Raw genomic sequence first — 25,787 nt, 5'->3', positions numbered from 1 at the left:
TGTGGCAGCGATTTATATATTATTTTTATTCGACAAAAAGGCTCGACAAACCTCTATAATAGTCTTAATATACTGATTTTTTTGTGGCGAAATTGTGTATAGTAAAAAAGTAGAAATGAGGATATCTCCTCACTTCTACTCTATAACAAACTTTCTTCTCCTAATTTCACCAAGCTGTAATTCTTTTTACCTTTACGGATAATAACAAATCTTCCATCGAATGAATTTTCTGCTGTAACATTTGTATTCACATCCGTCACTTTTTCACCGTTCATAGAAATAGCTCCATTATTAATATCTTCTCTGGCTTGACGTCTAGAAGGTTCAATTCCTAAATCAACTAACCACTCAACGATATTTTTTGTTTCTTTTGAAGCATGGAAAGTCGGCATATCTTTAAATCCTTGTTCAATTTCATCCGCAGTTAATGATTGAATATCCCCACTAAATAATGCTGCTGTAATTTTTAGTGCTTGGGACAGTGCATGCTCACCATGAACAAATTTCGTCATTTCTTCTGCTAGCACTTTTTGCGCTTCACGCTTATGTGGCTCTGTTTGCACTTTAACTACTAATTCATCAATTCTATCCTTCGTTAAGAACGTAAAGTATTTCAAGTACTTAACTACATCACGGTCATCTGTATTCACCCAGAACTGGTAGAATTCAAATGGCGTTGTTTTTTCAGGATCTAACCAAACTGCTCCGCCTGCTGACTTACCGAATTTCGTACCGTCTGACTTTAATAACAATGGAATTGTTAACCCAAATACTTTTGCTTCATGCCCTTCTAATTTACGAATTAAATCTAAACCACTCGTAATATTTCCCCACTGGTCGCTACCACCGATCTGTAATTGGACACCTTCTTCTTTGTATAAGTGATGGAAATCCATCGCTTGTAATATTTGGTATGTGAATTCTGTAAATGAAATCCCCGTATCTAGACGGCTTGCTACAATATCTTTCGCTAACATACTATTTATACTAAAGTTTTTACCGTAGTCTCGTAAAAACTCGATAATATTGATTTGATGCGTCCAGTCATAGTTATTTACCATTTTCACTTCACTATTACCGCCAAAGTCAAATAGCTTTTTCATTTGTGCTGTTAAAGCATCCACATTATGTTGCACTTGTGCTAATGTTTGTAACTGACGCTCTGTTTGTCGTCCACTTGGATCGCCAATTGTTCCTGTTGCTCCTCCAATTAAAATAACCGGATGATGTCCAGCTAATTGAAATCGTTTCATCATCATAAACGGAATTAAATGTCCAATATGCATACTGTCACCAGTTGGATCTACACCACAGTACAAGGAAATCCTTTTCTCTTCTATTAATTCACGTAATCCGTCTGCATCAGTTTGTTGATTAACGGCATCGCGCCATTCTAATTCATCAATAATGTTCATGTCTTCCCATCCCCTTTACTATTTAAAATTCCAATTAAAAAACAAAAAGCCCCTATGTCTACATTAGACATAGGGACGATTATGAACCGTGTTACCACCCAGATTGCACAAATAGTATCATACTACTATTCATGCCACTCTTAGCAATAATATCGATTGCTACTCCGCTTAGCATTACCTAAGATACTCCAGAGTGTAATTCACAAGTTTGTTTGTGCTAGGTTCCATCAACCCCTAGCTTTCTCGACAACAGTGACAAACTGCTACTGGGCTCTTTCAACGTATTGAATATGTTAAATTATAGCCATTATAGTGAATGAAAAGCATATTGTCAATTATACCCAAAAACTTTTTTAGAAATTATTTAATTTAAATCTTCTCCAATAATCCTTACTTCTCTTTCTAACGTAACACCACATTTCTCTTTAACTGTCTTTTGAACGAAATGAATTAAATCGATATAATCTTGCGCCGTTCCATTATCAACGTTTACCATGAATCCAGCATGTTTTGTTGAAACTTCCACACCGCCAATTCGCGTTCCTTGTAGCTCAGAGTCTTGAATAAGCTTACCAGCAAAGTTATTAGGCGGACGCTTGAAAACACTACCGCATGAAGGATATTCTAATGGCTGTTTCGATTCTCTTTTATACGTTAAATCATCCATTTTTTCTTTAATCTCTTCATATACACCATTCTCAAGTTCAAATGTAGCTTCAAGTATGATGTAGTGATTATTGGCAAATGTACTTTTACGATATCCAAAATCAAAGTCGTCTTTTGAAAGAGTAATTAGCTCTCCCTCTTTTGTCATGACAACCGCTTTTGTTAATACATATGCTACCTCACCACCGTATGCACCTGCATTCATATATAAAGCCCCTCCAACAGACCCTGGTATACCACAAGCAAATTCAAGACCTGTTAAAGAATGCTTTAATGCTATTCTTGATATATCAATAATCGCTGCACCACTTTGTGCTACAATTGTCTGCTCGTTCACAGTAACATCCGTAATATGAGTCAAACTTAATGTAATCCCGCGAATACCACCGTCTTTTATAATGACATTCGAGCCGTTTCCTAAAAACGTAATTGGAATGTTGTGTTTATTTGCATACTGTACAACTTGTTGAATTTCAGTATAGGTAGTAGGCTGTACAAACACATCTGCTTTTCCCCCTACTTTTATATGCGTATGATTCTTTAACATCTCATCTTGTTTTACATGTTCTTCTGGTAATACTGTACGTAAATATTTATATACTTCCTGCATATTCATTCTATGATTCCTCTATTTCTATTAATAATTAATGGCCTATCCTCTCGATATATAAATACAAATTGAAAAACCGACATAAAATCTTTCTTTTTAGGTGAGAGAGGGCGTCTAGCCATGCATAGAAGCGGTCAGCCCCTCTTCCTGCCCCCTGCAAAGTTAAAACAAAAGGAGAAAATGAGTACAGGTCACCTTTTGTTCTTCATAGCAGCGATTTATATGGTGGAAAATCAAAATGGATATATAGTTTCGGCATTTTTAAAACCATTTCTCTTATTTTCTTCCATTCCGCTTACAAGTTCATTCACTACACTACATGTAATGCCATGCTGAAAATAAGTAGATAATCGGCCATCACATAGATTACCTAAATAGTTTTGTAAGATAACTTCCGTCTCTATCTTATCAAAAAATCGAGAAGAAAACTTTACCTTCAAAAATTTTCCGATATAACCAAGTTTAAGATAGAAAAATTTAAAATCTAATCTCTTCCTTTACAAAACTCTATTATATCGCATGTCAATGTGAAAAAATATGTTTAAAGATGGAACTTTTCAAACTGATAAAAATGTCTATATTTTGTCACATCAAAAATAGACATTACAAAACTGTAAGGCTTTTGTAATATAAAAGGATGCCTCCTTATATGTTAAGGGCATCCTTTTGTACGTATTATTTTAATTGAATTTGAACTGATGGTAATGGTTTTTCAGGATGATATGGTGACATTTCTACTTCTAGCACATAATTTTTTAGACTAAAATTCTTTACACCATATTCCCCATCCAACTTAAATGTCGCTTGGAATTGTAGCTTTTCCTTATTCAATACCTTTACATCGCTTCCTTTTATAACATGACCAATTGGTGCAAATTCCTTATCTACATATGAAGAATCCATTAAATTCATAACTTCTCCACAATTGATCAATTCATCCATAGACTTATGTTTTGTATCGGCATTTTGAAGTGTATATTGCACAATTAATCGCTGTTTTTTATGTTGAATTTTATTCACGACAATCTTCAAATCGCTACGAGTACTTTGTATTTCAAATGGCGTCTTTTGATTTAAAGCCTGAATAGACGGCTTTTCAGATAATCTCACATTCGGATGTAGCGTAATAAATTCCGCTCCCTCTGGAATTTTCCCGAAAATAGATCGTTCATTAGATTCTATCTGATTTCCAACCTTTTCTCTTCCAAATTCAATACCTGACGTGTTAAAATCAATTTCATTTCCTTTATCATCCGTCACTTTTCCAATTCTCGCTAAATCATTTTCTCCAGCAAGTGGATACATTGCTTTATAGTCGATTGCCATTGATCCTTTTCCAACTGTAAGCTTTTCAAAATTAAATGTATGTTCTTTATCTTCACTACTTACGGATTGCTGAGGGTGAATGATTTTATTTTCTAATTGCTGTACAGGGATATCAAATTTCCAAACCCCTTTTGTGTCCCCGATAGATGTAATCGTAATGGGTAACGTTGCATTTTGGGGAAGTTCTTTTTCTGGATAATTAATATGAATATTCCCAAACCAACCGTCTTTTGTTATTTTGCCATCAAATGAAGCTGCCCTCCCCCACTTTTGGCTTCCATCAACAAGTTTAAAATCGTAGTAAAAGCCTCTAGCAGAATTATGCCTGATCTCTACTTGATCTGGATTATCTACTTTAAACGTAACGCCAATTCTACCACCATCATAATAAACACTATTCATTGTTACGCTAATCCCATTGCTCACCGCCTGCTGATTTAACTCTGTTACAAGCTTACTTGCCGACAGATTTTGACCAATTATATCATGAAAATGCGAATAAATTTTCCCGATAATCGGAACTTCCGCCAAGACACGGCTCATTTGTGGAAACACAAATCCAGAGCCTAGTACACCTATACAGATTGAAGCGGCAGTTAACAAAGCAATTTTTCTCCTCTTATATATCTTTTTAACTGGGTTTTCCGCCTTCGCCCTAGCAATCCCTTTTTGTATAGTCAGATTCAATTCTTGTTTCGGAACATCAATTTTATTTACTTCGTCATTAAACCACTGCTTATCCAATTCTCATCACTCCCCCCTAATAATTTTTTTAGAGATTTTCTTGCCCGGTGTAAATATGTCTTTACAGTTCCCTCTGGTATATTCATTTGCCAAGCAATTTGATGAATTGGAAGATCATAATAATAATATAAAATGATTACTGTTTGATAATTTTCATCCAACCTTTGAATTGCTCCCTGCAAATCAATATTTTGTTCAATTTGATGTAATTTGTTTGGCATCCCGCCATATGTATCCGCTTCTCTTCCGTCCTCTATCTTCGCCACTTTTTTCTTTTCACCTAGTAACTGATAAGCATTATGTATAAGAATACGTGTCAACCATGTCAAAAAATAGTTTGGTTTCTTTAATTGCTCTATGGATAAATACGCTTTATAAACTGTTTCTTGTACAACATCTAGTGCATCTTCTTTATTCTGTACATACAGATAAGCAGTCCGATACAATTGGTCTTGATATAAACGAATGAGCTGTTCGAAAGCTGCATCGTCACCTTTTCTTGCCTTTTTGACTAATTTTATTTCATCCATCGTATCCCCTCCTTTCATTTATTAGATAGATAGAAGGGCAGTTTGGTTTCAAAAATTTATTTTTGTTCCATACAAAAGAGCACATCCAATCGAATGTGCTCTTTTTACACTTAATTATTTATCGTTTTCTTCTTTTTCCCTATCAAACCATAATAATTCATCATCATCAACATCACCATTATAGTTGATCAGAATTTCTTCTCCTGCTTTTATATCCTTGTAAGCAAAGAATTTAAACGTATGATTCTCAAAAACGATCTCATACGTCGCATTCGGCGTATAAGAATGATTAAATAACATACCGTAACCTAAAAGAATTGCCGTATGATTCACTCCATACTCAAATGCGTAGTCAGCAAGTAATGTTTTCTCTATAAACTCATGCTGTTCATTCGGATAAGAGATAACGGGTGCTTCGTGTAGAAGTTCGCCCTTTTTTATATCACGCTTTGCGAATACTCCTCTATTAAATTCTCCATCGCTAAGTGCGGAAGTCTTGATTTCAATCATATTCGTCACCTATAATTTCTTTCTCTGAAGTATTTTATCTTCTTAAGCTTGGCAGATAATGAGGAGAAAAGCAATTGGTTTTATTTTTCCTTTTTATATAAGTGGGAGCTTATATTTCATTACTCTAAAGATCATATATGATAACATAAAATTAACGGAATAATCAGAACCAAACCCTTGCAAATAAGGAGGTAATAAAATGATTCATATGCAGTCTAAAGCAGAAGAATTAAAAGAGAAGTTACACATTATATTAACTGACACGTATCCAGACCTAGCAGTAAAACATTTAGACATCATAGGAAATGGTGTACAAAATATTGTTTTTCGGGGCGATTCTGAAAAAGGCCCCTTAGCTTTCCGTGTGCCTTGGGAGCGCGAGGTTAACAACCTAAATGACGGGTTGTTTAGTAGCCGAATTTCCTTACAAAAAGAGGCTGCACTTTCTAATTTTTGCTTTTCTAAAGGCCTTTCGGTACCAGCAGTTCATGAATTACATCTTTCTACAGAACTAGATTTCTTGATTTCAGATTATGTGGCGACTGATTCTGTCCCTATTTCCGCCTATAAAATCGGAGAAATCGCTCACCAGCTTCACAATATATCGATTGAGGATTTAACTTATCAAAATGAAAATGAAGAACCTTGCAGTAAGCTACTCGCCAAACGCCTTGTAACAAGAATGGAAGCATTCAATCAAATTGCGAATTGTAACATTCAATTACCCAAGGAAACAGAAATTGAACAAATATTAAAGGAAGGAGATTCTTTAAAAAGATTGCTACATATGGACATTCGACCTGTGAACCTCATTGGTTACAAAGGAGAAGTAAAAGCAATCGTTGACTGGGATAATGCATTGATTGGTCATCCACTATTAGACCTAATGAGAATATTAGAAACGAATGAGATCAATTGGGAAGAATTTAAAGAAGGATATGGAAATAAGGTCATTTTCGACTCTCTTCCCCCTATTGTGCGCTCGTTTTATCAGTTGGATACAGCGGTAATGCTAGCTAATCTTTTCATTGATCGACTGAAAATAGCTGAGAAAGAACTACATTATAAAGAGCGTGTAAAAACAATAAGTAGCGAAATAAGAAAAGCTTTATAAAGAGAAGATATACTTATACAATTCTACATCTTGCCTTACAACAAACTAAAAGACCTCCCTTAGGAAATTATAAACATAAAAAATGTTGGCGGAAGGTCACTCACTATTCCGCCAACATTTTTTCATTTCTCTCATACTATGTCATGCAATAAAAAATCTCACTTCTAAGATCCTTCCGTACCATAGTCCTGGATCGTTAACTTTACGCTATATTTGATTGGAGCCTTACTAAATGTTTTATCCCAATCTTTTTCGACCTTTTTCCATACTTTTGGATACTCAATTTTTAATCTGTTACCGAAGCCAGCGACATCGACCTGATATTCCTTTTGAATCTTTTTTAATGTATGCTTCACCAATCGATTCACTTCTTGTTTCGTGGACTTTTCTACACTTTTTAGAAACTTATTTTCAAAAGGTTCCCCTGAAGCGACCCAGTTTTCAGACAGCCGTCCCTCTGATTGGATGTTCACATCAAAAGAGATGTTATTTCCTTTAACGTGGGGTTGGATTTTACTTTTCATAGATTTCACTTCATACAGGATGGGTTTTCCTGTCTTTTCATCAAAGCTTTTCACCAGACCGCTTTTCCCTTTCCCAGTTATCCATGTTAAGCCTTCTAACTCATTTTCATTCAAAAAACCGCGTAGCTTTTTTGTCTTTCCTTTGATTACGGCAGCTCCCGCAAATTTCACTTCTCCATTTTCCGAAATCACATTTGGCAAAAGAAAACTAGCCCCTGATTGTATCTTTCCTGGTAATTTAGCAAGCGGCACGGGGGGTAAAATCCGTGATGATCTATATTGATTATCCCCAATTCCAAGCAAAAGGAACGCTGGAATTTCTCCTGCTTCCCTCGATTTCAATGTCTCACTAGCTCGTCCCTTACTAATTAACACGAGGCAACTTGGTCTCATCTCATTATCACGGATATAAATATCCAGTAACTGCTTCAAACTATACATTCGTGCAAGGCTTTCACTAACAACAATGACTTTCGTGTGATGGAAGATTATAGGACGCTGCCTTCTTAATGCGACTTCACGAATCGATTGGTGAAGAGAATCTCCTGTTTCAGAAACATTCATGTAGGCTTTTTGTTGTCCCCCTCCGCCCTTTCCTTTACCTGATAATTCTGGTTTAACAAACTGATAGGTCGATGTTATAAGATTCCTTTTTCGATAACCTCCTCCATGTTCTTCTATCTCTTTCTCAACTTTCGTCTCCTTCCCTTTATCAAATGCCAGCCCTACCGCGAACCCCTGCTCTTCAATTTCATGACTGCTCCAACACCCTGTAAGAGCCAGAAGCAAAAGAACTGATGATAAAGCTAAAAGAAGTCGTACATTATTCACACTTCGGTTCATTCTTTCTCTTCCTCCATCTCGAAATTACAAGGAGAAGCAGTGGTAGGATACCAAATAATATCATCGCCGCATTACCAATCACATCCCCAAATTTAAATAGATCATTAATGTTTTTCGGAATTTGAGCAACGATATAAATAACCGGGAGTAACCCATACAAAAATGAATGAATATTTTTATTAAAGAGCTGTGCCAGTCCCAAAGCAGCAGCATAGTAGCAGATTGTGTAAGTTGCAAAGATTTGCATAATCCATACCACAAGTAACAAAGACTCAAACCGTTCAAATATCAAACCGGGGAGTTCAAAACTTCGCATAAGATCGATCGTAGGCCATGTTCTCAATAACACTCCATCGACAGAAAACGTTCCTATAACCATCACAACTGTAATGACATAAAAAATTAAGGGAATAGCAGTTCCGATTAGAACGACTTTTACAGCTTGGCGTGGTTGTTTCATAAATGCCAAAAGGAGCAACATGATTTCGGCACCTGAATATGCAAGCGTTGTTGTTTTTAAGCCTTTTAGTGCTGGGATAATCCCTAACCCTAATACAGGACGAAGATTGTCTATCTCAAATATTCCAATGCTCATAAAGGAAGTAAGCAAGAAAATAAAGACTGTAATTGGAAATATAATTTCAAATAAACGTGCTATCGAGTTTATTCCGCCTAGGTTTAAATAGAGACTCACCCACATAAATGGCATGATAATAGCCCACCCAGGTGTTCCTTCCAGTAAAAAGAAACTTGTTATTCCTTCCAGCGTTTTGACTTCAAATGAAGAAAGCATAAAAAAGTAACCTATAATAAATAGACTAAGTATCGCTCCTACCCATTTCCCTACAATTTCTTGATTATATTGATAAAATGTTTTTCCAGGGAATTGTTGACTTAATTTGACGATGATTATCCCTGCAACCATCGCAATTAATCCGCCTAAAATAACGGTTATCCAAATATCTGGTGTGTTTACTTTCTCAGCAGCTGTTCTGGGCAAGGTGAGAATTCCTATTGCGAGTATATAATTGATAAGAATGACAGCCGCTTGCGAAGTCGGAATTCGATCTTTAGAGTTGGTAATCATCCCTCTTCACTTCCTTTTCGTATCGAATCTTTCATATTCATCATTTTTGGGCGCCGTTTCATCATCTGAAGTGGCATGCGGATCACGAAATCTTTCCAATCACTTACATGATAAACAACAGCTGGACTGGCATAGGGTACGCCGAAACTCTTCAATCTCGCTATATGACTGCATAGAACGAGAAAAAACAGAATGACTCCGTATAGTCCAAATATGGCAGCGCAAAACATGGCTACAAAGCGAAGGATCCGTAGTGGAATTGCCGCACTATAATGAGCGAGCGCAAAGGAAGAAATAGCAGTGGCCGCTACTACAATTACCATAATTGGACTAATAATTCCCGCTTCTACGGCAGCCTGTCCAATGATTAATCCACCGACAATTCCCATCGCTGAACCAATCGGCTTAGGCAGGCGTAGCCCTGCTTCCCGCAAAATTTCGATGGCTATTTCCATAAATAATGCTTCTATAATTGCAGGAAACGGAACTCCTTCCCGTCCCCCAAGAATTGAAATAGCCAACTTGGTCGGAATTAATCCAGGATGAAATGAGATAAAGGAAATGTACAAAGCAGGTGCAAAAAGAGAAATAATAGCTGCTCCAAAACGCAATAAACGGATAAACGTGCCTGGAATCCAACGTTCATAATAATCTTCGGGCGATTGCATCAGCATGCTAAATGTAACTGGAACAATCAGGGCAAAAGGTGTTCCATCTAATAAAATCGCAACACGCCCTTCCATCAACGCTGCGATGACGCGATCAGGGCGCTCCGTACTCTGTGCTTGTGGAAACGGGCTGAGGTAATTATCTTCGATAAGCTGCTCCACATATCCTGATTCTGGCACATTATCAATATTGATTTTCTGAATTCTTTTCTTAACCTCTTCTACCAATTCCGAATCAGCAATCTCTTTCATATAGGCAATAACCAACTCTTTTTTTGCCCGCTCTCCTACATAAAATTTTGTTAATGACAATCCCTCGTTTTCGCCATGTAGCCGTAAAAGAGCAGTATTATCAGACAAAACTTCTGTGAAACCTACCCGTGGACCTCTAACTGACACCTCTGATATCGGCTCTTCAACATTGCGTGTTTTTCCTTTTTTTGTACCAAGAATTAATACACCTGCTAATCCATCAACTAAAAGTGCCGTTGAACCTATCAACACTTTTGCCATCAACTCTTTTATAGAATAGACTTCTTCTACCTCACTAATAGAAAGGACGCGATTCTTAATAAACTCTTTTGAAATGGTACCTTCCACATAAGATGGTGCACTCTTATATTCTTCATAAAAATTAAACATCAATGACTTCAAAATATGCATATTAATGAGATCCTTATCCGACAATCCTTCCACAAAAACAAGCGCCGCTCGAATATTTGTCCCCCCTATGTTAAACTCTCGAAAGTGGGCATCCGAGTTATAACTAATTTCTTTTTTTACAAGCTCTAGATCCAAAGTAAAATCGCCTGTAAAATAATCTGTTACGTTTTGAAAAGGCTTATCCTGATATGTATCGGTTTGTTGCCTCATCTTTGATTCCTTCTCTTTCATCCTCATCACTCTTTCTCTAATGTACGGATCCAACTAAAAACTCTTGAGGTCACATAAGGAACGAAAAATACTATAAAAGTTTGCACAAACACTTTCCAATCTGGAAGATAAGAAACAAGCGTTTTCCACATTTTAATCACCCAATATCCGCAGTTGACACTGCAATTTCTCACCCTAATTGGAATTTCTTAAGCATTATTATGTCTGATGTACGGAAATTTAATCCATTCAAAGCTTTATCATTACTTTCTTTTTGATATTAGTCTTCTACTATCAAAAGCTTATAATTGAATGTATGATTAGACAAAAAAGCCCATCTTTTTATAAAGATTGAGCCTTCTTTGTTTATTACTAACGATGAAGCATACCCTTGGACAATCAAAAAAGAAGCATAACCCTAAGTTATGCTTCCTTTTATATATTTAAAAGGGTACATCAATTGAATTAATTAAGTTTCCCTTTTTTGAACATCGAAATGATAGCCACAAACAATATTGCAATAATACCACTAAAAACAAATAAATAACTTAATGGAATTAAGAAGAAAGGCTCCACCAAAGTACCGTCTGATTCCACTCTTGAGCCAATCATACTATAGATAACTAAGCATAAAATCCCTAAAAATATTGGTGTAGAAGCTAATAAATATTTATTTTTCATCATACATTAAAACTTATGATTTCATTTCTAAATATTGATGCTGGAAAATACACATTCTGATTGCATTATGGTAGTTACCATCAACGAAAAATTCATCTTGTAACTCGCCTTCAATCGTAAAGCCGACTTTTTTGTAAATATGCGTAGCTTTTTCATTTTCTTTATCCACTACTAAATAAAGTTTGTGCATATTTAATACTGAAAAGGCGTAATTCATCGCTAAACGGGTTGCGCACGCTGCATAACCATACCCTTGATACTTTGGATCAATGATAATTTGAAATTCTGTTCTTCGATGAATGTAATCAATCTCCACTAATTCAACTAATCCAATCATATTATTATCTTTTTCTACTATAAATCGACGTTCACTTTGATCATGAATGTGCTTATCATATAGATCCTGCAGCTCCACAAAAGCTTCATAAGGTTCTTCAAACCAATAGGACATAATATGTGCATTGTTGTTAAGTTCATGAACAAATTTCAAATCTTCTCGTTCTAATGGGCGCAGTTTAGGTTCTTGACTCATTTTTTCAATCTCCATTCTTCATTTAATTTCTCAACAGTTTTCATTTCAAAACGCTCCCTTACAACTCTCTACTCACATTCTAATCCTTCAAGTAACTTGAAGGTCAAGGAAGAAGTAAACATACGTTTTGTCTCTTTTCATCACTAGAATTAAAAAAGTAGTGCGAACCAATACCTTGGTCTGCACTACTTTTTAGTATGCTTTATGTAATTCATGCAAAAGTGGTTTCATATATGATATAGCTTTGCATCAAAATCATATTTAATGTTTCTTTAAATCCCTCATATTAGATATATATAAAGCAATCACTAAAATGAGAATAGATCCTGCATATAATAATGTTTCAAATGGCTCTTCATGAGAAACAATAATTAATCGAATTAGGGCTGTAATTCCTATGTAAATAAAATAACGTAATGGAAAATGATAATTCGATTTGAAGTACTTAATAATTAATGCGATAAATTCAAAGTATAAAAAGTAAACAATAATGCTTTCAACTAATTTATAGGACGTATATTTTTTTGCGGAAAATATGTATTGTATAAATGTAATCGTTTCATTAATTAAAAAGATAGATAGAACGATGGATAATATGATTAGAGCTGTATTTAGTATCCATTGTAAAACACTCGCAATAAATTCATCGATATTAAATGATCGCATTTTCTAGCACTCCTCTATGTATATGTCATGCTCATATATTATAGCAAAATTATCCTGCTATATAAATTGCAGAAGCATTAAATCGTAGTTTCTTCCTCGTATAAGCAAGTCTTATCGTATGAATTGATTTTTATTTAATATTCAGAAATTACCATTTGATAATCATCACTCCTAAAATAAGTACATAATCCTGTAAAGCATACTTATATGCACATTGAGAAATACCATTGAAATTAAATTCACATACCTTGCATTACAAGTTAATTTTATGTTACCTTTATTACAACACTTGCATTGCAAGGTATCCTCGCAATTATATCCCTTGTATTACAAGATATATAAAGTGAAACTTTAATCAGTGGGGGGGTCTTCATCCCCCACTGATTATTAGTTGAACCAATCGGGCTTTTACGGGCAGTTTATCTCCCACCTAACTTCTTTGCTTCCGCCGCATTTTGAGGTGGGAGTATTACTGCCCGTTAATGCGGGATAAAAAGATATACGAACAGGAGGGCTAAAATGGCTGACTCAACGCAAATGCTAAAAGGAATTTTGGATGGTTGTATTTTAGCCATCATTCAAGAAGGTGAAATATACGGTTACGAATTAACAGAGAAATTACATAGCTATGGTTTTCACTCTTTTAGTGAGGGCACGATCTATCCATTACTATTACGTATGCAAAAAGAAGGATTGGTTACGAGCGTATTAAGGGAATCAACTGCCGGCCCTAAGCGGAAGTACTATCAGCTATCAGAATTAGGGGTGAAAGAATTAGCTAACTTTAAAGAGCGCTGGACTGATTTAAAGCTATCTGTTGAAAAAGTGATTAATAAAGGGGGCGAATAGAATGTTATCAACAAAGTCTGAACAATTTTTAATTGAACTCAGAATGTATTTACTGCAACGCGGAAAAAAAGATGAGGATATAAATACAATAGTGGACGAACTAGAAGTTCATTTAACGGAAGCTGAAAAAAGAGGACAGAGTGTAGATCATATTATTGGAAAAAGTCGTAAACAGCATATGAAGAATATTGGAAAAGAACTGCCTGTAGACAAGGAAGGATTGCTCGTAATCATTCCTGCAGCGATTTTAGTTATTCTTGCCTATATGTGCTTTGCTCCAGCAGTAAGAGGGCAGTTCAAGATTTCACAAAACATATTGTTATTTGGATCATTACCTTTATTCTTGGCCCTTGTTATATTTGCATTTACGCTATTTAAAGGAATTCCAAAAGTATACCCATCTACTAAAAATTCAGTTCTTCTTTTAGTAGCAGCTCATTTCATTGCGATCGGTGGATGGGTTGGCTTTTATTTTTGGTTAGATGGACGACTTGATACAGATTACTTTGTAGCAACTACTACGCAAAACTATATCATCGCCGGCGTATGTATCCTTATTTTTATTTTGTTCGCACTATATACAAAATCATGGATTACAATTTTAACAGCATTCACGATATGTATCGGTCCACTTTTAGAGCGAGTTATTCCAAATGAAATAAATAAAGACCCCATGTATATTACACTAACGATTATCATTAGTATTGTCATAGGTATTTTGCTAGTAATCTATTTCTACAAGAAAGCGAGAACCACTTCCAATACTTAGGAAGTGGTTTTCTTCCTATTCCACTGATTATTCCCCCTCACCAATCGGGCTTTTACGGATAGTTCATCTCCCACCTAACTTCTTTGCTTTCGCTGGATTGTGAGGTGGGAGTGTTACTGTCCGTTAATGCGAGATAAATTTAAACAAGATACTTTTAAATATTCTACTTTCAATCTAAACATTTACGTTATACTAAAATAATATACAAATATATGAAGGAGAAAGCGGTATGGATATGAAAGAAAACAAAGAAGCTGGTACTATACCAACTTCTTTGTTTTTTATAAATGGAATTATTTTTTATGCCATTGTCACTTTTTGATTCTTTTACATAAAAACATTACATACTCAACAATCGTATTCTCTATCCACTTCATTTTTCAGAACAATCACTTTACCACAAACAAAAAGAACCATAAGCTTGCCGTTTCGGCAAACTTATGGTTCATATCACAACAAAATAAAAAAACCACCAAATATGTATTGGTGGAGACGGTGGGAGTCGAACCCACGTCCAAAGATATTGACACTTAAGCTTCTACGAGTGTAGTCGATATATTGGCATTTCGCAAACTCTTCGGCCTATCGACAGGCTTCCAAGTTGCTAGTCTGATTGTTCTCTTCCTTCGCCCTCAGACGGCGAACTCCGGCGTAGTCCACTTAGTTTGAGTCCCTTACCCTACCACATGGACGATGGAGGGAGGAACCGCTAAGCTGTATTAAGCAGCTAAAGCGAAGTTGTTTTGTTGTTTGCCAGTTATTGGCTTTGACGTTTTAACGAGGCCGATCCCCTCGACTCGCAACTTAAGCTCAAACTACCCCTGTCGAATCCGTAACGTCCCCATATAAGAATGGAGCATACGAAGTATATTCGTGATAGCTACTTAATGAGCTGTTTTTCAATGTTCACTGACCTTACATGAATTATTATATCATACGTTCAATATTTTACAAATGTAAATTTCTGTATTACATCTTTTGACGATCACGGAATGCACGTGCGATTTCGCGTTTCGCTTCCTTCTCTTTTAAATCATGACGCTTATCATATTGTTTCTTCCCTCGTGCTACACCAAGTGCCATTTTCGCAAATCCATTTTTTAAATAGATTTTAACTGGTACAAGTGTATAACCTGTCTCTTTTGAATACCCGATCAGCTTGTCGATTTCTTTCTTATGAAGAAGTAATTTCCTTGTACGAAGCGGCTCATGATTGAAACGATTCCCTTGCTCATATGGACTAATATGCATATTATATACCCAAACTTCACCATTATGTATACGTGCGAAAGCATCTTTTAAGTTTACGCGTCCGGCGCGAATAGACTTAATTTCCGTTCCTTGAAGAACAAGCCCTGCTTCGTATGTTTCGTCGATGAAATAATCATGAAATACTTTTTTATTTTGTGCAATAACCTTACCACTACCTTTTGGCATGATCTGTCCCTCCTCTATTTGTACTATTGTAACAAATGTTATTAAAAAGCGGAAGTGGCTCGTTTAAAATCTCGGGGCGTTGGAGCTCCCGACAGAGAAGCGCTTTTTGCTTCGTCCAAGGGAGCTAAACGACCAGAGATTCTAGCCACTGAAGCTGGATCCTATAAGAAAAGCGGAAGTGGCTCGCTCAGTATATAAGCGAAGCCACCTCTCTCTTACTTACGCTTTTTCTTTTTCTTCTTAAATCCTGGAACATTTTCAAAGAATGGCTTTTTCTTTTTACCATTGCCATCTTTTTGTCCCGGACGACCGGATGCTTTTCCTTGCCCACCACGTTCGGGTTTGCGTCCGCTACCACGTTCATTTCCACGTGCGCTACCACGCTCATTATTACGTTCGGCGCGACCACTGCGTCTCTTTCTACCGTCTTTTGGCTGCTCAATCACAACTGGACGATCTTTAAATTTACGTCTCGGAGTGCCTTTCATACCGACGATTTCAAAATCAATCGCGCGCTCATCTTTATTTACATTAATAACGCGAATTGTAATTTCATCACCGATGCGGAAGACGTTACCTGTACGTTCACCGATCATCGCAAAGTGCTGCTCGTCATAACGGTAGTAATCATCTGTTAAATAACTAACGTGAACAAGACCCTCAATTGTATTCGGTAGCTCTACGAATAAACCGAAGTTTGTTACAGAGCTAATCATACCATCGTACTCTTCACCAATCTTATCAAGCATATACTCTGCTTTTTTCAGTTCGTCTGTTTCACGTTCTGCTTCAACAGCACGGCGTTCCATATTAGAAGAATGCTCTGCAATCTCTGGTAACTTTTCACGCCATTTTGCTTGTGTTTCGTTATCAATTTTACCGTTAATAATATATTCACGAATTAATCGGTGAACAATCGTATCTGGATAACGACGAATTGGTGATGTGAAATGTGTATAGAATTCTGTTGATAAACCGAAGTGACCTAAGCTATCTGCATCGTAACGAGCTTGTTTCATCGAACGAAGCATAACTGTTGAAATCACGACTTCCTCAGGCTGCCCTTGTACCATTTCAAGAATTTGTTGCAGCGCGCGAGGATGTATTTCATTCGCACGTCCTTTTACCGCATAGCCAAAGTTTGTTACAAATTCGAAGAAACGCTCTAATTTATCTTCTTTCGGATCTTCATGGACACGGTACATAAACGGTACGTTCATCCAATGGAAATGCTCTGCTACCGTTTCATTGGCAACAAGCATGAACTCTTCAATTAGCTTTTCTGATACCGAACGATCACGCATTACAACATCTGTCGGTTTACCTTCTTCATCTACTAGTACTTTTGCTTCTTTAAAGTCAAAGTCAATCGCACCACGTCTCATACGTTTTTCACGTAAGATTTGCGCTAATTGACCCATCTCTTTAAACATCGGTACTAATGGCTCATAACGTTTAATTAACTCTTCGTCTTCATCTTCTAAAATACTTCTTACATCAGCGTATGTCATACGCTCTGTCGTTTTAATGACACTTTGGAAAATCTCATGGCTCACAACATCACCAAGATTGTTAATTTCCATTTCACAAGATAGTGTAAGGCGATCCACTTTCGGATTCAAGGAACAGATTCCGTTTGATAAACGATGTGGAATCATCGGAATTACACGGTCAACAAGATACACACTCGTTGCTCTCTCTGCTGCTTCAACATCAATTGGAGATCCTTCATCGACATAATGACTTACATCCGCAATATGAACACCAAGCTTATAATTACCATTCTCAAGCCTTGTTACTGTTACCGCATCATCTAAGTCTTTTGCATCTGCACCATCAATTGTCACAATCATTTGATCACGAAGATCTCGGCGGTCTTTTAAATCTTCTTCTGAAATCGTTTCTGGTACACTGTTCGCATGTTCCATTACATCTTCCGGGAAGGCTAATGGCAAATGATGTTTATGAATAACAGATAAGATATCTACCCCTGGGTCATTTTTATGACCTAGAATTTGAATAACTTCTCCCTCCGCACTTAAACGATCTTGCGGATAGCTTGTAATTTTCACAACAACTTTATGCCCTTCTACCGCACCCATAGATGCACTTTTCGGAATAAAAATGTCACTTGTCCAACGTTTATTATCAGGAAGTACAAATCCAAAATTTTTTGATTCTGTATATGTACCAACTAGTTCCTTCGTACCACGTTCTACAATACGAATGATCGTACCTTCTTGGCGTGATCCGCTAGATTGTGAATTAATACGAGCTAACACTGTATCGCCATGAAGTGCACCATTTAATTCTGTGGGCGGGATAAAAATATCATCGTCCCCTGTCTTCTTCTCTTCCGGCACGACAAATGCAAAACCACGTGCATGTCCAATTAACTTACCGCGCACTAAATTCATCTTTTCTGGAAGACCATAGCGATTGCTGCGTGTACGAACAACAAGTCCCTTTTCTTCCATCATAACAAGTGCCTTTACAAAATCTTTAAAGCCAGCGGAATCTTCAATTCCAAAAGCAGCTTCTAATTCTTGTATCGTTAGCGGCTTATACGCTTCTTCTTTCATAAATAACAATAATTTATCAATATGTTCTTGAATGATATCTTCCAAGCACAAATACCTCCTTTAAATCCTCATCTTATTTAGTGTATCCGAAACATTGACTCTATATAAAGTGAAACTTCTATAAACACTCGTTTTTCACCATTTATTCTGCTGCGTAATCCTCATCTTAAAAGTTTATTTCTATATAAACCCATTTTGATTTATTGGAACCTACGTTGCGTCTATAAAAGAAGACCTCCACTCATTCTCTCCTTCTGTTCTCACACGGCATGGGGCGAAAAAAGGCACTGACCACCTCTATCCATCGACGGACCCTCTCTTCCACCCTAAAAAGAATGGTTTTAATACCTCATGAAAAAAAGAGGCAACTAGATCTTACCAATCTAGTTGCTCCAAGAAGTTATATACATCCTCGTGTAGCTCATCACGTTGTTTATCAAGCGTAATAACATGCGTAGAATCTTCATACCACTTAATTTCTTTTAACGTGGACTCTACACCATTATAGATAATGTTTGCACTGTCTGTATTAATCATTTCATCATGGCGTGCTTGTACAACAAATGTTGGAGTATAAATCATATCAACATTATTGCGTACGTCACGAATTAAATCTTGTAATGCTTTTAATGTATTCATTGGTGTCTTTTTAAATTCCATCATTTCTTCTGCAATTTTCTCTGGTGATTTCTGCTCACGTTTTTTATATTCACGTGCATATGCCAATATACCTTGGTACATAATTTCCTCGCTCTTAATGTACATTGGTGCACACATTGGTACAACACCTAAAATCGGTACTGTATAAGCAAGTTTTAACGAGAATACACCGCCCAGTGATAGTCCAACAGCCGCAATTTTCTCATATCCTTGATCTTTCAACTGTTGATACGCAGCCATAACATCTTTCCACCAGTCTTCAGGACCTGTACGAACAAGTTGTTCTGGCGGTACACCATGACCTTTATAAATTGGGGCGTGGCAAGTATAGCCTTTTTTCTCTAAAAAACGCCCGAGCATACGTACATCAGCTGAATTCCCCGTAAATCCATGTAGTAATAAAACAGCACGGTCTCCACCTTCAAATGTAAATGGTTTCGGAGATGCTAATTTCATCATCTTCTTCTCCTCTTTCTCTTCTGTAATCTAGTCGTATTGTTTCTCCCCTTAGTTTACCATAGTTCCATTTCCATAATCTAATTAGAAACTTTTTGCGAATAATGAAATACAAATGAGACAAAAAAAGAAGAACCATTAGCGCGAATCCGCTAACGCTTCTTCTTTTTTCATATCTGTCAAAAAGCAAGACCTTTACTTATATGCTTAAGTACGTAACTCCAATTGTTAGTGCAAAGAATAGTACAGCTAAAACAACTGTAATACGGTTTAATACCGCTTCAATTCCGCGTGCTTTTTGCTTACCAAATAATTGCTCTGCACCGCCTGAAATAGCACCTGAAAGGCCTGAACTATTACTAGACTGCATAAGTACCATAACAATCATAAAAATCGATACAATAATAAGTAAAACTGATAATAACGTATGCACCTGGCGTACCTCCTACAAAGATTCAGTTAATTTAACTGTAGCACAAATCCACCAGAAAAGCGAGAGCTGTTCCTATTGCTCTCGCTTTCATCTATTACATAAACATGGTTGCAAATAGCGGTCCAAGTAGACAAGTTAAAATAGCCGTCAATGTCATTGTTACCGATCCAATAACACCTTCATGTTCATTGTTTTTCATCGCTCTCATCACACCCATAATATGTGATGCACATCCAAAACCAATCCCTTTACCAACAGAGTTTGTAACGCGGCTCCATTTCAATAAAAGCGGACCTGTAATTGTTCCTGTAATCCCAGCTACAACAACGAATGCTGCTGTTAATGATGGAACGCCGCCAACTTGCTCAGATACACTCATTGCAACTGGCATTGTTACGGATTTGGGTAAAGAAGATAAAATTAAGCTTTTATCTGTTCCCATAAGCGTTGCAATCGCTAAGTCACTTGCAATCGCAACTGTTGTTCCGACTAATACACCACCCGCAATCGGTACAATATATTTTTGCAACACATGACGCTGTTTATATAATGGAATAGCAAATGCTACCACACCTGGACCAAGCAGTTTTGAAATCCAGCCGCCACCACTTTGCATGTATGCTTGGTATGGTATATCCAGCACAAGTAATAAAACAATCATTAATGCTGTTGCTACAAGCATTGGAATGGTAAATGGTGTTGGCAATACTTTATAAATCTTTTTAGATAATTGATATAATAACAATGTAAGGATAACCCAACCAATGCCGATTAATATTTGGCTCATCGCGTTTCTTTTTCCTTTCTATTCGCAAGATATTGTCCTGTATGTCCTGCGACAATAATAATTAAAAATGTACTCGCTACAATTGTAATGAAAAGAGAAATTCCTTTACTCATAAAAAAAGCACCGTAATTCATTAAACCAATCGTTGGCGGAATCAATAAAAACGGCATAATAGCAACGAGTGTTTCTGCTCCTAAATCAAACCATTTCACAGGAAGAACCTTCATGCTAAGTAAAATAAGCAACAAAAATAAGCCAATCAAACTACCTGGAATTGGAATATCCAACATTTCTTGCACCCATGTTCCAATCATGTAAAACACGTAAAGAGCTACAACTTGGACAATAATCTTAGTAAACTTCATGTTCATCATCCCTCATGTTTATACGATCTTCTGTTTTCTATTCTTATCATAGTATAAATTGTAAAAAGCTGCAATTTATCAACTTGACAAAGAAAATAGCATATGTTATACGCTTACACCCTTGGTATGACTGGGTTTCCGAGCTGAATTTACGTCAAAAACATTGACCTAAAATAAAAAGTTTATATTTTCTGATTTTTGAGATTTGCTATTTTAAAAAAAGAAATATTCTCTTATAGATTTCTTTAAATATGTGAATCAAGTTCACAATATCCCTAAAAATCCGTCCTAAAAAAACATAAAAAGAACACTAATACGTTACCTAGTGTCCTTTTTATATAATGCCTGATATACTACATCACAAAACTCTTTACTCCCATGTACTATGAAATTTATCTTCGTTGCAAATTCAATTGTTAGCATCCAATCTTTATTCCTTCCAATAAGCCCCGTATAACTTGTGCCACCTTCAACTGCTCTGTTTTCTGTTAATAGGTAATACAATGGAAATAGCGCATAGTTCTTTTCCGCTCTCTTTAAGCTATATGATCCAATACTCTCTACTACCCTTGCAATATTATCATGAACATTAACGTTAAAATAGTAACACCCTTCATTTAGTCCTGTTTTTCTACACCCTTCTAATATAGCTGCGTTTAGCTCTTCTGGAGAAAAAGTGGCGGGTTCGGAATTATGAACAATTGAACATACTATTGTATGATGTTTGGCTAAATTGACTGAATATAAAATGGTGTTTACATCAAAGTAGCAGTCTTCTAGAAAATCAATTGGAAAAATGTATTTTTCTAACCATTCTGTAATTTCATTAGATTCTTCATTATCTATCGCTGTACTCAGTTTAACCATTCCCATTACCCCATTTCCTCTCTTGATTAAACATTTTCTATTTATATCACAGGTTCATTATATTAAATTGTTTTATTGATGTTAACTCACATGCATTACAAACATATAAAAAACCTCCTATCATAAATAGGAGGTTTTTTATCACTTAATTTAAACAATTAAAAACTACATTTAAATTATTTTTTTAAGTTATAGAAAGATTTTAAACCATCGTAAACAGCGATTTCGCCTAGTTCGTCTTCGATGCGTAATAATTGGTTGTACTTAGCAATACGGTCAGTACGGCTCATAGAACCAGTTTTGATTTGGCCAGCATTCGTTGCAACTGCGATGTCAGCGATTGTAGCATCTTCAGTTTCACCAGAACGGTGAGATACAACTGCTGTGTAACCAGCACGTTTAGCCATTTCGATTGCTTCGAAAGTCTCAGTTAAAGTACCGATTTGGTTAACTTTAATTAAGATTGAGTTAGAGATACCTTTTTCGATACCTTCAGCAAGTTTTTGAGTGTTCGTTACGAATAAATCGTCACCAACTAATTGAACTTTTTTGCCAAGACGGTCAGTTAATAATTTGTGGCCATCCCAGTCGTTTTCGTCTAAACCATCTTCGATAGAGATGATTGGGAAGTCGTTGCAAAGACCTTCGTAGAAATCAACCATTTCTGCAGAAGTCATGCTGCGGCCTTCGCCTGTAAGATCGTATTTACCAGTTTCTTTGTTGTAGAACTCAGAAGAAGCAACGTCCATTCCTAAGAATACGTTCTCGCCAGCTTTGTAACCAGCTTTTTCGATAGCTTCGATGATTACTTCTAATGCTTCACGGTTAGAACCAAGGTTTGGAGCGAATCCACCTTCGTCACCTACTGCAGTGTTAAGACCTTTGTCATGTAATACAGCTTTTAATGCATGGAATACTTCAGCACCCATACGGATTGATTCTTTGAATGTTGGAGCACCAACTGGTAAGATCATGAACTCTTGGAAGTCAACGTTGTTATCAGCGTGAGAACCACCGTTGATGATGTTCATCATTGGAGTTGGTAATTGTTTTGCATTGAATCCACCAAGGTAACGGTATAATGGAAGACCTACGAAGTCAGCCGCTGCGTGAGCTACTGCCATAGATACACCAAGGATAGCGTTAGCGCCTAATTTACCTTTATTTGGAGTGCCATCTAATTCGATCATAGCACGGTCGATACCAGCTTGGTCAGTTACGTCAAAACCAACGATTTCTGGGGCGATAGTTTCGTTAACGTTGTTTACTGCGTTAACAACACCTTTACCAAGGTAACGAGATTTGTCACCGTCACGTAATTCTACTGCTTCGTGCTCACCAGTAGATGCACCACTTGGTACGATAGCGCGTCCGAATGCGCCGCTTTCTGTGTAAACTTCTACTTCTACAGTTGGATTACCACGAGAGTCTAAGACTTCGCGAGCATAAACATCAATAATTGTTGACATAATATTTTCTCTCCTTTTATATATGCAATTTAATTATTTAATAATTGGTTTACCTGTCATTTCTTTCGGTTGTTCCACATTTAAAAGTGTAAGCATTGTTGGAGCGATATCTCCTAAAACACCGCCTTCACGAAGCTCAACATCATTTTTTGTAACGATGAAAGGAACCGGGTTTGTTGTATGAGCTGTCATTGGCCCACCGTCAGAAGTTAACTCCTGATCAGCATTACCATGGTCCGCAGTAATAAGTGCTACACCATCTTTTGCAAGAATCGCTTCTACAACTTTTCCTAAACATTCGTCAGTTGCTTCTACTGCTTTAATTGTTGGTTCCATCATCCCAGAATGGCCAACCATATCACAGTTTGCAAAGTTAAGAATGATAACATCATGTTTATCATTTTCGATTTCATTTACTAAAGCGTCGGTTACTTCGTAAATGCTCATTTCAGGTTTCAAGTCATACGTTGCAACCTTCGGTGAGTTAATTAAGATACGTTCTTCTCCTGGGAATTCAGCCTCACGACCACCGCTAAAGAAGAATGTAACGTGCGGATACTTTTCAGTTTCCGCGATGCGAAGTTGTTTTAATCCCGCTTGCGCAACAACTTCACCTAATGTGTTATCAAGGTTCATTGGCTTAAATGCCACGTACCCATCTACTGTTTCACTAAAGTGTGTCATACATACGAATTCTGGAATGTGAGGTATTTTTTCACCACGATCGAACTCACGGAAGTCTTCGTTTGTAAATACACGTGCAATTTGAATTGCGCGGTCTGGACGGAAGTTATAGAAGATTACTGCATCATCATCATTGATTGTTGCAACTGGCGTTTCATCTTCATTAACAATTACAGATGGTAATACGAACTCATCATAGATACCATTTGCATAAGAGTCCTCTACGCATTCATGTGCTGATTTATAAGTAGGTCCTTCGCCATTCACCATAGCACGGTAACATTTTTCAACGCGATCCCAGCGCTTGTCACGGTCCATGGAGTAATAACGACCAGAGATAGTCGCGAATTGTCCTACACCTGTTTCTTTAATTACTTCATTTGTTGCATCGATATAACCTTTTGCTGTTTGTGGTCCAACATCGCGGCCATCTAAGAATGCATGGATGTATACTTTCTCCACGCCTTCTTTTGCTGCTAAGCGAAGAAGAGCAAACATATGGTTCATGTGACTGTGCACACCACCATCAGAAAGTAAACCGAATAAATGAAGAGCTGTACCTTTTTCTTTTACGCTTTTAATTGCATTTTGGAATGTTTCGTTCTTATCGAACTCACCTTCACGAATTGCAACGTTCACACGTGTTAAGCTTTGATATACTACGCGGCCAGCACCGATATTTAAGTGACCAACCTCAGAGTTACCCATCTGACCTTCTGGAAGACCCACTGCCTCGCCACATGCTGTAAGCGTTGTGTGAGGAAACTTGTTCCAGTAACCATCAAAATTAGGTTTCTTAGCTTGTGCTACAGCATTCCCGTAAGTTTCTTCACGTAGTCCGAAACCGTCAAGAATGATTAAAGCTGTTGGCTTTCTCATTTTACCGCCCCCAGAAGGCCTAAGAAGGAAGCTGGCTCTAAGCTAGCACCGCCAACTAAAGCGCCGTCGATGTCAGATTGTGCCATGTACTCTTTAATGTTTTCTGGTTTTACGCTACCGCCGTATTGAATACGAACAGCTTCTGCAGCTTCTGGAGAAACAGCTTCTGCAACAACTTTACGGATGTGCGCACATACTTCATTTGCATCTGCAGAAGAAGAAGATTTACCTGTACCGATAGCCCAGATTGGCTCATAAGCGATAACAGTTGCTTTCACTTGCTCTTCTGTTAAACCTGCAAGTGCTTTTGTCACTTGACCTGCTACTAGATCAAATGTTTTTCCGCTTTCGCGTTCTTCTAAAGTTTCACCACAGCAAACGATTGGTGTTAAACCATGTTCAAATGCTGCAAGAGTCTTTTTGTTTACTGTTTCATCTGTTTCAGCAAACATTTCACGACGCTCAGAGTGGCCAAGTACTACGTAGCCTACTTTTAAGTCGCTAAGTGCTACTGGGCTAATTTCGCCAGTGAATGCACCATTTTTTTCGAAGTGCATGTTTTGTGCACCTACTTGTAAGTCAGTTCCTTCAGATGCTGCTACTAAGCGCTCTAAGAAAAGAGCTGGAGAGCAAACTACTGCATCAACAGCTGAAGCTGCTGGGATTTGACCTTTTACTTCCTCTACGAAGCTAACTGCTTCAGATAGAGTTTTATTCATTTTCCAGTTACCTGCGATAATTGGTTTACGCATGCTTTGCAC

The 25,787-nt window shown here is 37.0% G+C and carries 25 protein-coding genes, 1 other RNA gene and 1 other annotated feature; of the genes, 3 read left to right on the top strand and 23 right to left on the bottom strand.

What is annotated here, in order from left to right; genetic code table 11:
- Positions 1-140: 140 nt before the first annotated feature.
- The 6 genes from tyrS to ACM6HU_RS15820 all read right to left on the bottom strand — a co-directional run bounded on the left by tyrS (position 141) and on the right by ACM6HU_RS15820 (position 5,801).
- Entirely contained in the window at positions 141-1,415 is a 1,275-nt protein-coding gene (gene tyrS, locus ACM6HU_RS15845) for a tyrosine--tRNA ligase (protein ID WP_077294588.1), read from the bottom strand.
- Between the two features lie 68 nt (positions 1,416-1,483).
- Positions 1,484-1,704 (bottom strand) — a binding site (T-box leader).
- A 75-nt stretch (positions 1,705-1,779) separates the two neighbouring features.
- Positions 1,780-2,697, bottom strand: a complete 918-nt coding sequence (gene murB / locus ACM6HU_RS15840; RefSeq protein ID WP_016112461.1) for a UDP-N-acetylmuramate dehydrogenase — start codon at positions 2,695-2,697, stop codon at positions 1,780-1,782.
- 227 nt (positions 2,698-2,924) lie between these two features.
- Positions 2,925-3,131 (bottom strand): hypothetical protein, encoded by a 207-nt coding sequence (locus ACM6HU_RS15835; protein ID WP_016112463.1) that lies wholly within the window; start codon positions 3,129-3,131, stop codon positions 2,925-2,927.
- A 235-nt stretch (positions 3,132-3,366) separates the two neighbouring features.
- Positions 3,367-4,761, bottom strand: coding sequence for a DUF4179 domain-containing protein (locus ACM6HU_RS15830; protein ID WP_077294591.1), 1,395 nt, complete (start codon positions 4,759-4,761; stop codon positions 3,367-3,369).
- Complete coding sequence (locus tag ACM6HU_RS15825) at positions 4,731-5,291, bottom strand: sigma-70 family RNA polymerase sigma factor (RefSeq protein ID WP_077294594.1); 561 nt, start codon at positions 5,289-5,291, stop codon at positions 4,731-4,733. The genes ACM6HU_RS15830 and ACM6HU_RS15825 overlap by 31 nt, the downstream gene beginning before the upstream one ends.
- A 114-nt stretch (positions 5,292-5,405) precedes the next feature.
- Positions 5,406-5,801: an SET domain-containing protein gene (locus ACM6HU_RS15820; protein ID WP_003201985.1), complete on the bottom strand. Its 396-nt coding sequence runs from the start codon at positions 5,799-5,801 to the stop codon at positions 5,406-5,408.
- Positions 5,802-6,000: 199 nt separating this feature from the next.
- Here ACM6HU_RS15820 and ACM6HU_RS15815 point away from each other — a divergent pair, with 199 nt between their 5' ends.
- Positions 6,001-6,915, top strand: coding sequence for a phosphotransferase family protein (locus tag ACM6HU_RS15815; RefSeq protein WP_077294600.1), 915 nt, complete (start codon positions 6,001-6,003; stop codon positions 6,913-6,915).
- Positions 6,916-7,079: 164 nt separating this feature from the next.
- Here ACM6HU_RS15815 and ACM6HU_RS15810 read toward each other — a convergent pair whose 3' ends face one another.
- The 6 genes from ACM6HU_RS15810 to psiE all read right to left on the bottom strand — a co-directional run bounded on the left by ACM6HU_RS15810 (position 7,080) and on the right by psiE (position 12,789).
- Complete coding sequence (locus tag ACM6HU_RS15810; RefSeq protein ID WP_016112467.1) at positions 7,080-8,282, bottom strand: Ger(x)C family spore germination protein; 1,203 nt, start codon at positions 8,280-8,282, stop codon at positions 7,080-7,082.
- Positions 8,263-9,369, bottom strand: a complete 1,107-nt coding sequence (locus tag ACM6HU_RS15805) for a spore germination protein (protein ID WP_077294602.1) — start codon at positions 9,367-9,369, stop codon at positions 8,263-8,265. The genes ACM6HU_RS15810 and ACM6HU_RS15805 overlap by 20 nt, the downstream gene beginning before the upstream one ends.
- On the bottom strand, positions 9,366-10,910 hold the full coding sequence (locus ACM6HU_RS15800) for a spore germination protein (RefSeq protein WP_414848253.1): 1,545 nt from the start codon (positions 10,908-10,910) through the stop codon (positions 9,366-9,368). Before ACM6HU_RS15800 ends, ACM6HU_RS15805 begins: the two co-directional genes overlap by 4 nt.
- A 465-nt stretch (positions 10,911-11,375) precedes the next feature.
- The gene (locus ACM6HU_RS15795; protein ID WP_077294698.1) at positions 11,376-11,591 is read right to left on the bottom strand and encodes a DUF3955 domain-containing protein; all 216 of its coding nucleotides are present in this window, start codon (positions 11,589-11,591) and stop codon (positions 11,376-11,378) included.
- 13 nt (positions 11,592-11,604) lie between these two features.
- Positions 11,605-12,123, bottom strand: a complete 519-nt coding sequence (gene speG, locus ACM6HU_RS15790; RefSeq protein ID WP_016112470.1) for a spermidine N1-acetyltransferase — start codon at positions 12,121-12,123, stop codon at positions 11,605-11,607.
- A gap of 261 nt (positions 12,124-12,384) precedes the next feature.
- The gene (psiE, locus tag ACM6HU_RS15785; protein WP_016112471.1) at positions 12,385-12,789 is read right to left on the bottom strand and encodes a phosphate-starvation-inducible protein PsiE; all 405 of its coding nucleotides are present in this window, start codon (positions 12,787-12,789) and stop codon (positions 12,385-12,387) included.
- 519 nt (positions 12,790-13,308) lie between these two features.
- On the opposite strand from psiE, the gene ACM6HU_RS15780 reads away from it, so the two are divergent.
- Together ACM6HU_RS15780 and ACM6HU_RS15775 are read left to right on the top strand one after the other, a co-directional pair.
- The gene (locus ACM6HU_RS15780) at positions 13,309-13,638 is read left to right on the top strand and encodes a PadR family transcriptional regulator (protein WP_016112472.1); all 330 of its coding nucleotides are present in this window, start codon (positions 13,309-13,311) and stop codon (positions 13,636-13,638) included.
- Position 13,639: 1 nt separating this feature from the next.
- Positions 13,640-14,407 carry an NADH dehydrogenase subunit gene (locus ACM6HU_RS15775; protein ID WP_275857291.1) on the top strand — a complete coding sequence of 256 codons (768 nt, stop codon included), beginning with the start codon at positions 13,640-13,642 and terminating at the stop codon, positions 14,405-14,407.
- A gap of 484 nt (positions 14,408-14,891) precedes the next feature.
- On the opposite strand, the gene ssrA is transcribed toward ACM6HU_RS15775, so the two are convergent.
- The 11 genes from ssrA to tpiA form a co-directional block, all read right to left on the bottom strand.
- Positions 14,892-15,250, bottom strand: a transfer-messenger RNA (tmRNA) gene (gene ssrA / locus ACM6HU_RS15770).
- 126 nt (positions 15,251-15,376) lie between these two features.
- On the bottom strand, positions 15,377-15,844 hold the full coding sequence (gene smpB / locus ACM6HU_RS15765; RefSeq protein WP_001123909.1) for an SsrA-binding protein SmpB: 468 nt from the start codon (positions 15,842-15,844) through the stop codon (positions 15,377-15,379).
- Positions 15,845-16,059: 215 nt separating this feature from the next.
- Entirely contained in the window at positions 16,060-18,471 is a 2,412-nt protein-coding gene (gene rnr / locus ACM6HU_RS15760; RefSeq protein ID WP_077294610.1) for a ribonuclease R, read from the bottom strand.
- A 330-nt stretch (positions 18,472-18,801) separates the two neighbouring features.
- Positions 18,802-19,542, bottom strand: coding sequence for an alpha/beta hydrolase (locus ACM6HU_RS15755; RefSeq protein ID WP_175637011.1), 741 nt, complete (start codon positions 19,540-19,542; stop codon positions 18,802-18,804).
- Positions 19,543-19,741: 199 nt separating this feature from the next.
- Entirely contained in the window at positions 19,742-19,975 is a 234-nt protein-coding gene (gene secG, locus ACM6HU_RS15750) for a preprotein translocase subunit SecG (RefSeq protein WP_016112477.1), read from the bottom strand.
- A 94-nt stretch (positions 19,976-20,069) separates the two neighbouring features.
- A complete protein-coding gene (locus ACM6HU_RS15745; RefSeq protein WP_016112478.1) occupies positions 20,070-20,762 on the bottom strand; it encodes an LrgB family protein in 693 nt (230 codons plus the stop codon).
- The gene (locus ACM6HU_RS15740) at positions 20,759-21,127 is read right to left on the bottom strand and encodes a CidA/LrgA family holin-like protein (RefSeq protein WP_077294615.1); all 369 of its coding nucleotides are present in this window, start codon (positions 21,125-21,127) and stop codon (positions 20,759-20,761) included. The genes ACM6HU_RS15745 and ACM6HU_RS15740 overlap by 4 nt, the downstream gene beginning before the upstream one ends.
- A gap of 318 nt (positions 21,128-21,445) precedes the next feature.
- Positions 21,446-21,994, bottom strand: a complete 549-nt coding sequence (locus ACM6HU_RS15735; protein WP_229161399.1) for a hypothetical protein — start codon at positions 21,992-21,994, stop codon at positions 21,446-21,448.
- Positions 21,995-22,170: 176 nt separating this feature from the next.
- On the bottom strand, positions 22,171-23,463 hold the full coding sequence (gene eno / locus ACM6HU_RS15730; RefSeq protein ID WP_016112481.1) for a phosphopyruvate hydratase: 1,293 nt from the start codon (positions 23,461-23,463) through the stop codon (positions 22,171-22,173).
- A 33-nt stretch (positions 23,464-23,496) separates the two neighbouring features.
- A complete protein-coding gene (gene gpmI, locus ACM6HU_RS15725; protein ID WP_016112482.1) occupies positions 23,497-25,026 on the bottom strand; it encodes a 2,3-bisphosphoglycerate-independent phosphoglycerate mutase in 1,530 nt (509 codons plus the stop codon).
- Positions 25,023-25,778, bottom strand: a complete 756-nt coding sequence (gene tpiA / locus ACM6HU_RS15720; RefSeq protein ID WP_016112483.1) for a triose-phosphate isomerase — start codon at positions 25,776-25,778, stop codon at positions 25,023-25,025. The genes gpmI and tpiA overlap by 4 nt, the downstream gene beginning before the upstream one ends.
- Positions 25,779-25,787 lie beyond the last annotated feature (9 nt).

Source organism: Bacillus sp. IT-79MI2 (assembly GCF_949768135.1).
Lineage (GTDB): Bacteria > Bacillota > Bacilli > Bacillales > Bacillaceae_G > Bacillus_A > Bacillus_A pseudomycoides.
Note: the sequence above shows the minus strand (reverse complement) of the source record. Positions and strands in the feature narration are given on the sequence as shown.

Coding starts and splice junctions, on each gene's coding strand:
- ACM6HU_RS15740 (WP_077294615.1), bottom strand. CDS start 21,127: ATGAAGTTTACTAAGATTATTGTCCAAGTTGTAGCTCTTTACGTGTTT.
- ACM6HU_RS15775 (WP_275857291.1), top strand. CDS start 13,640: ATGTTATCAACAAAGTCTGAACAATTTTTAATTGAACTCAGAATGTAT.
- gpmI (WP_016112482.1), bottom strand. CDS start 25,026: ATGAGAAAGCCAACAGCTTTAATCATTCTTGACGGTTTCGGACTACGT.
- ACM6HU_RS15755 (WP_175637011.1), bottom strand. CDS start 19,542: ATGAAATTAGCATCTCCGAAACCATTTACATTTGAAGGTGGAGACCGT.
- murB (WP_016112461.1), bottom strand. CDS start 2,697: ATGAATATGCAGGAAGTATATAAATATTTACGTACAGTATTACCAGAA.
- eno (WP_016112481.1), bottom strand. CDS start 23,463: ATGTCAACAATTATTGATGTTTATGCTCGCGAAGTCTTAGACTCTCGT.
- ACM6HU_RS15810 (WP_016112467.1), bottom strand. CDS start 8,282: ATGAACCGAAGTGTGAATAATGTACGACTTCTTTTAGCTTTATCATCA.
- ACM6HU_RS15795 (WP_077294698.1), bottom strand. CDS start 11,591: ATGAAAAATAAATATTTATTAGCTTCTACACCAATATTTTTAGGGATT.
- ACM6HU_RS15800 (WP_414848253.1), bottom strand. CDS start 10,910: ATGAGGCAACAAACCGATACATATCAGGATAAGCCTTTTCAAAACGTA.
- ACM6HU_RS15815 (WP_077294600.1), top strand. CDS start 6,001: ATGATTCATATGCAGTCTAAAGCAGAAGAATTAAAAGAGAAGTTACAC.
- speG (WP_016112470.1), bottom strand. CDS start 12,123: ATGAGTCAAGAACCTAAACTGCGCCCATTAGAACGAGAAGATTTGAAA.
- ACM6HU_RS15825 (WP_077294594.1), bottom strand. CDS start 5,291: ATGGATGAAATAAAATTAGTCAAAAAGGCAAGAAAAGGTGACGATGCA.
- ACM6HU_RS15820 (WP_003201985.1), bottom strand. CDS start 5,801: ATGATTGAAATCAAGACTTCCGCACTTAGCGATGGAGAATTTAATAGA.
- tpiA (WP_016112483.1), bottom strand. CDS start 25,778: ATGCGTAAACCAATTATCGCAGGTAACTGGAAAATGAATAAAACTCTA.
- ACM6HU_RS15735 (WP_229161399.1), bottom strand. CDS start 21,994: ATGGTTAAACTGAGTACAGCGATAGATAATGAAGAATCTAATGAAATT.
- ACM6HU_RS15780 (WP_016112472.1), top strand. CDS start 13,309: ATGGCTGACTCAACGCAAATGCTAAAAGGAATTTTGGATGGTTGTATT.
- ACM6HU_RS15745 (WP_016112478.1), bottom strand. CDS start 20,762: ATGAGCCAAATATTAATCGGCATTGGTTGGGTTATCCTTACATTGTTA.
- psiE (WP_016112471.1), bottom strand. CDS start 12,789: ATGCGATCATTTAATATCGATGAATTTATTGCGAGTGTTTTACAATGG.
- tyrS (WP_077294588.1), bottom strand. CDS start 1,415: ATGAACATTATTGATGAATTAGAATGGCGCGATGCCGTTAATCAACAA.
- ACM6HU_RS15805 (WP_077294602.1), bottom strand. CDS start 9,369: ATGATTACCAACTCTAAAGATCGAATTCCGACTTCGCAAGCGGCTGTC.
- smpB (WP_001123909.1), bottom strand. CDS start 15,844: ATGCCAAAAGGTAGTGGTAAGGTTATTGCACAAAATAAAAAAGTATTT.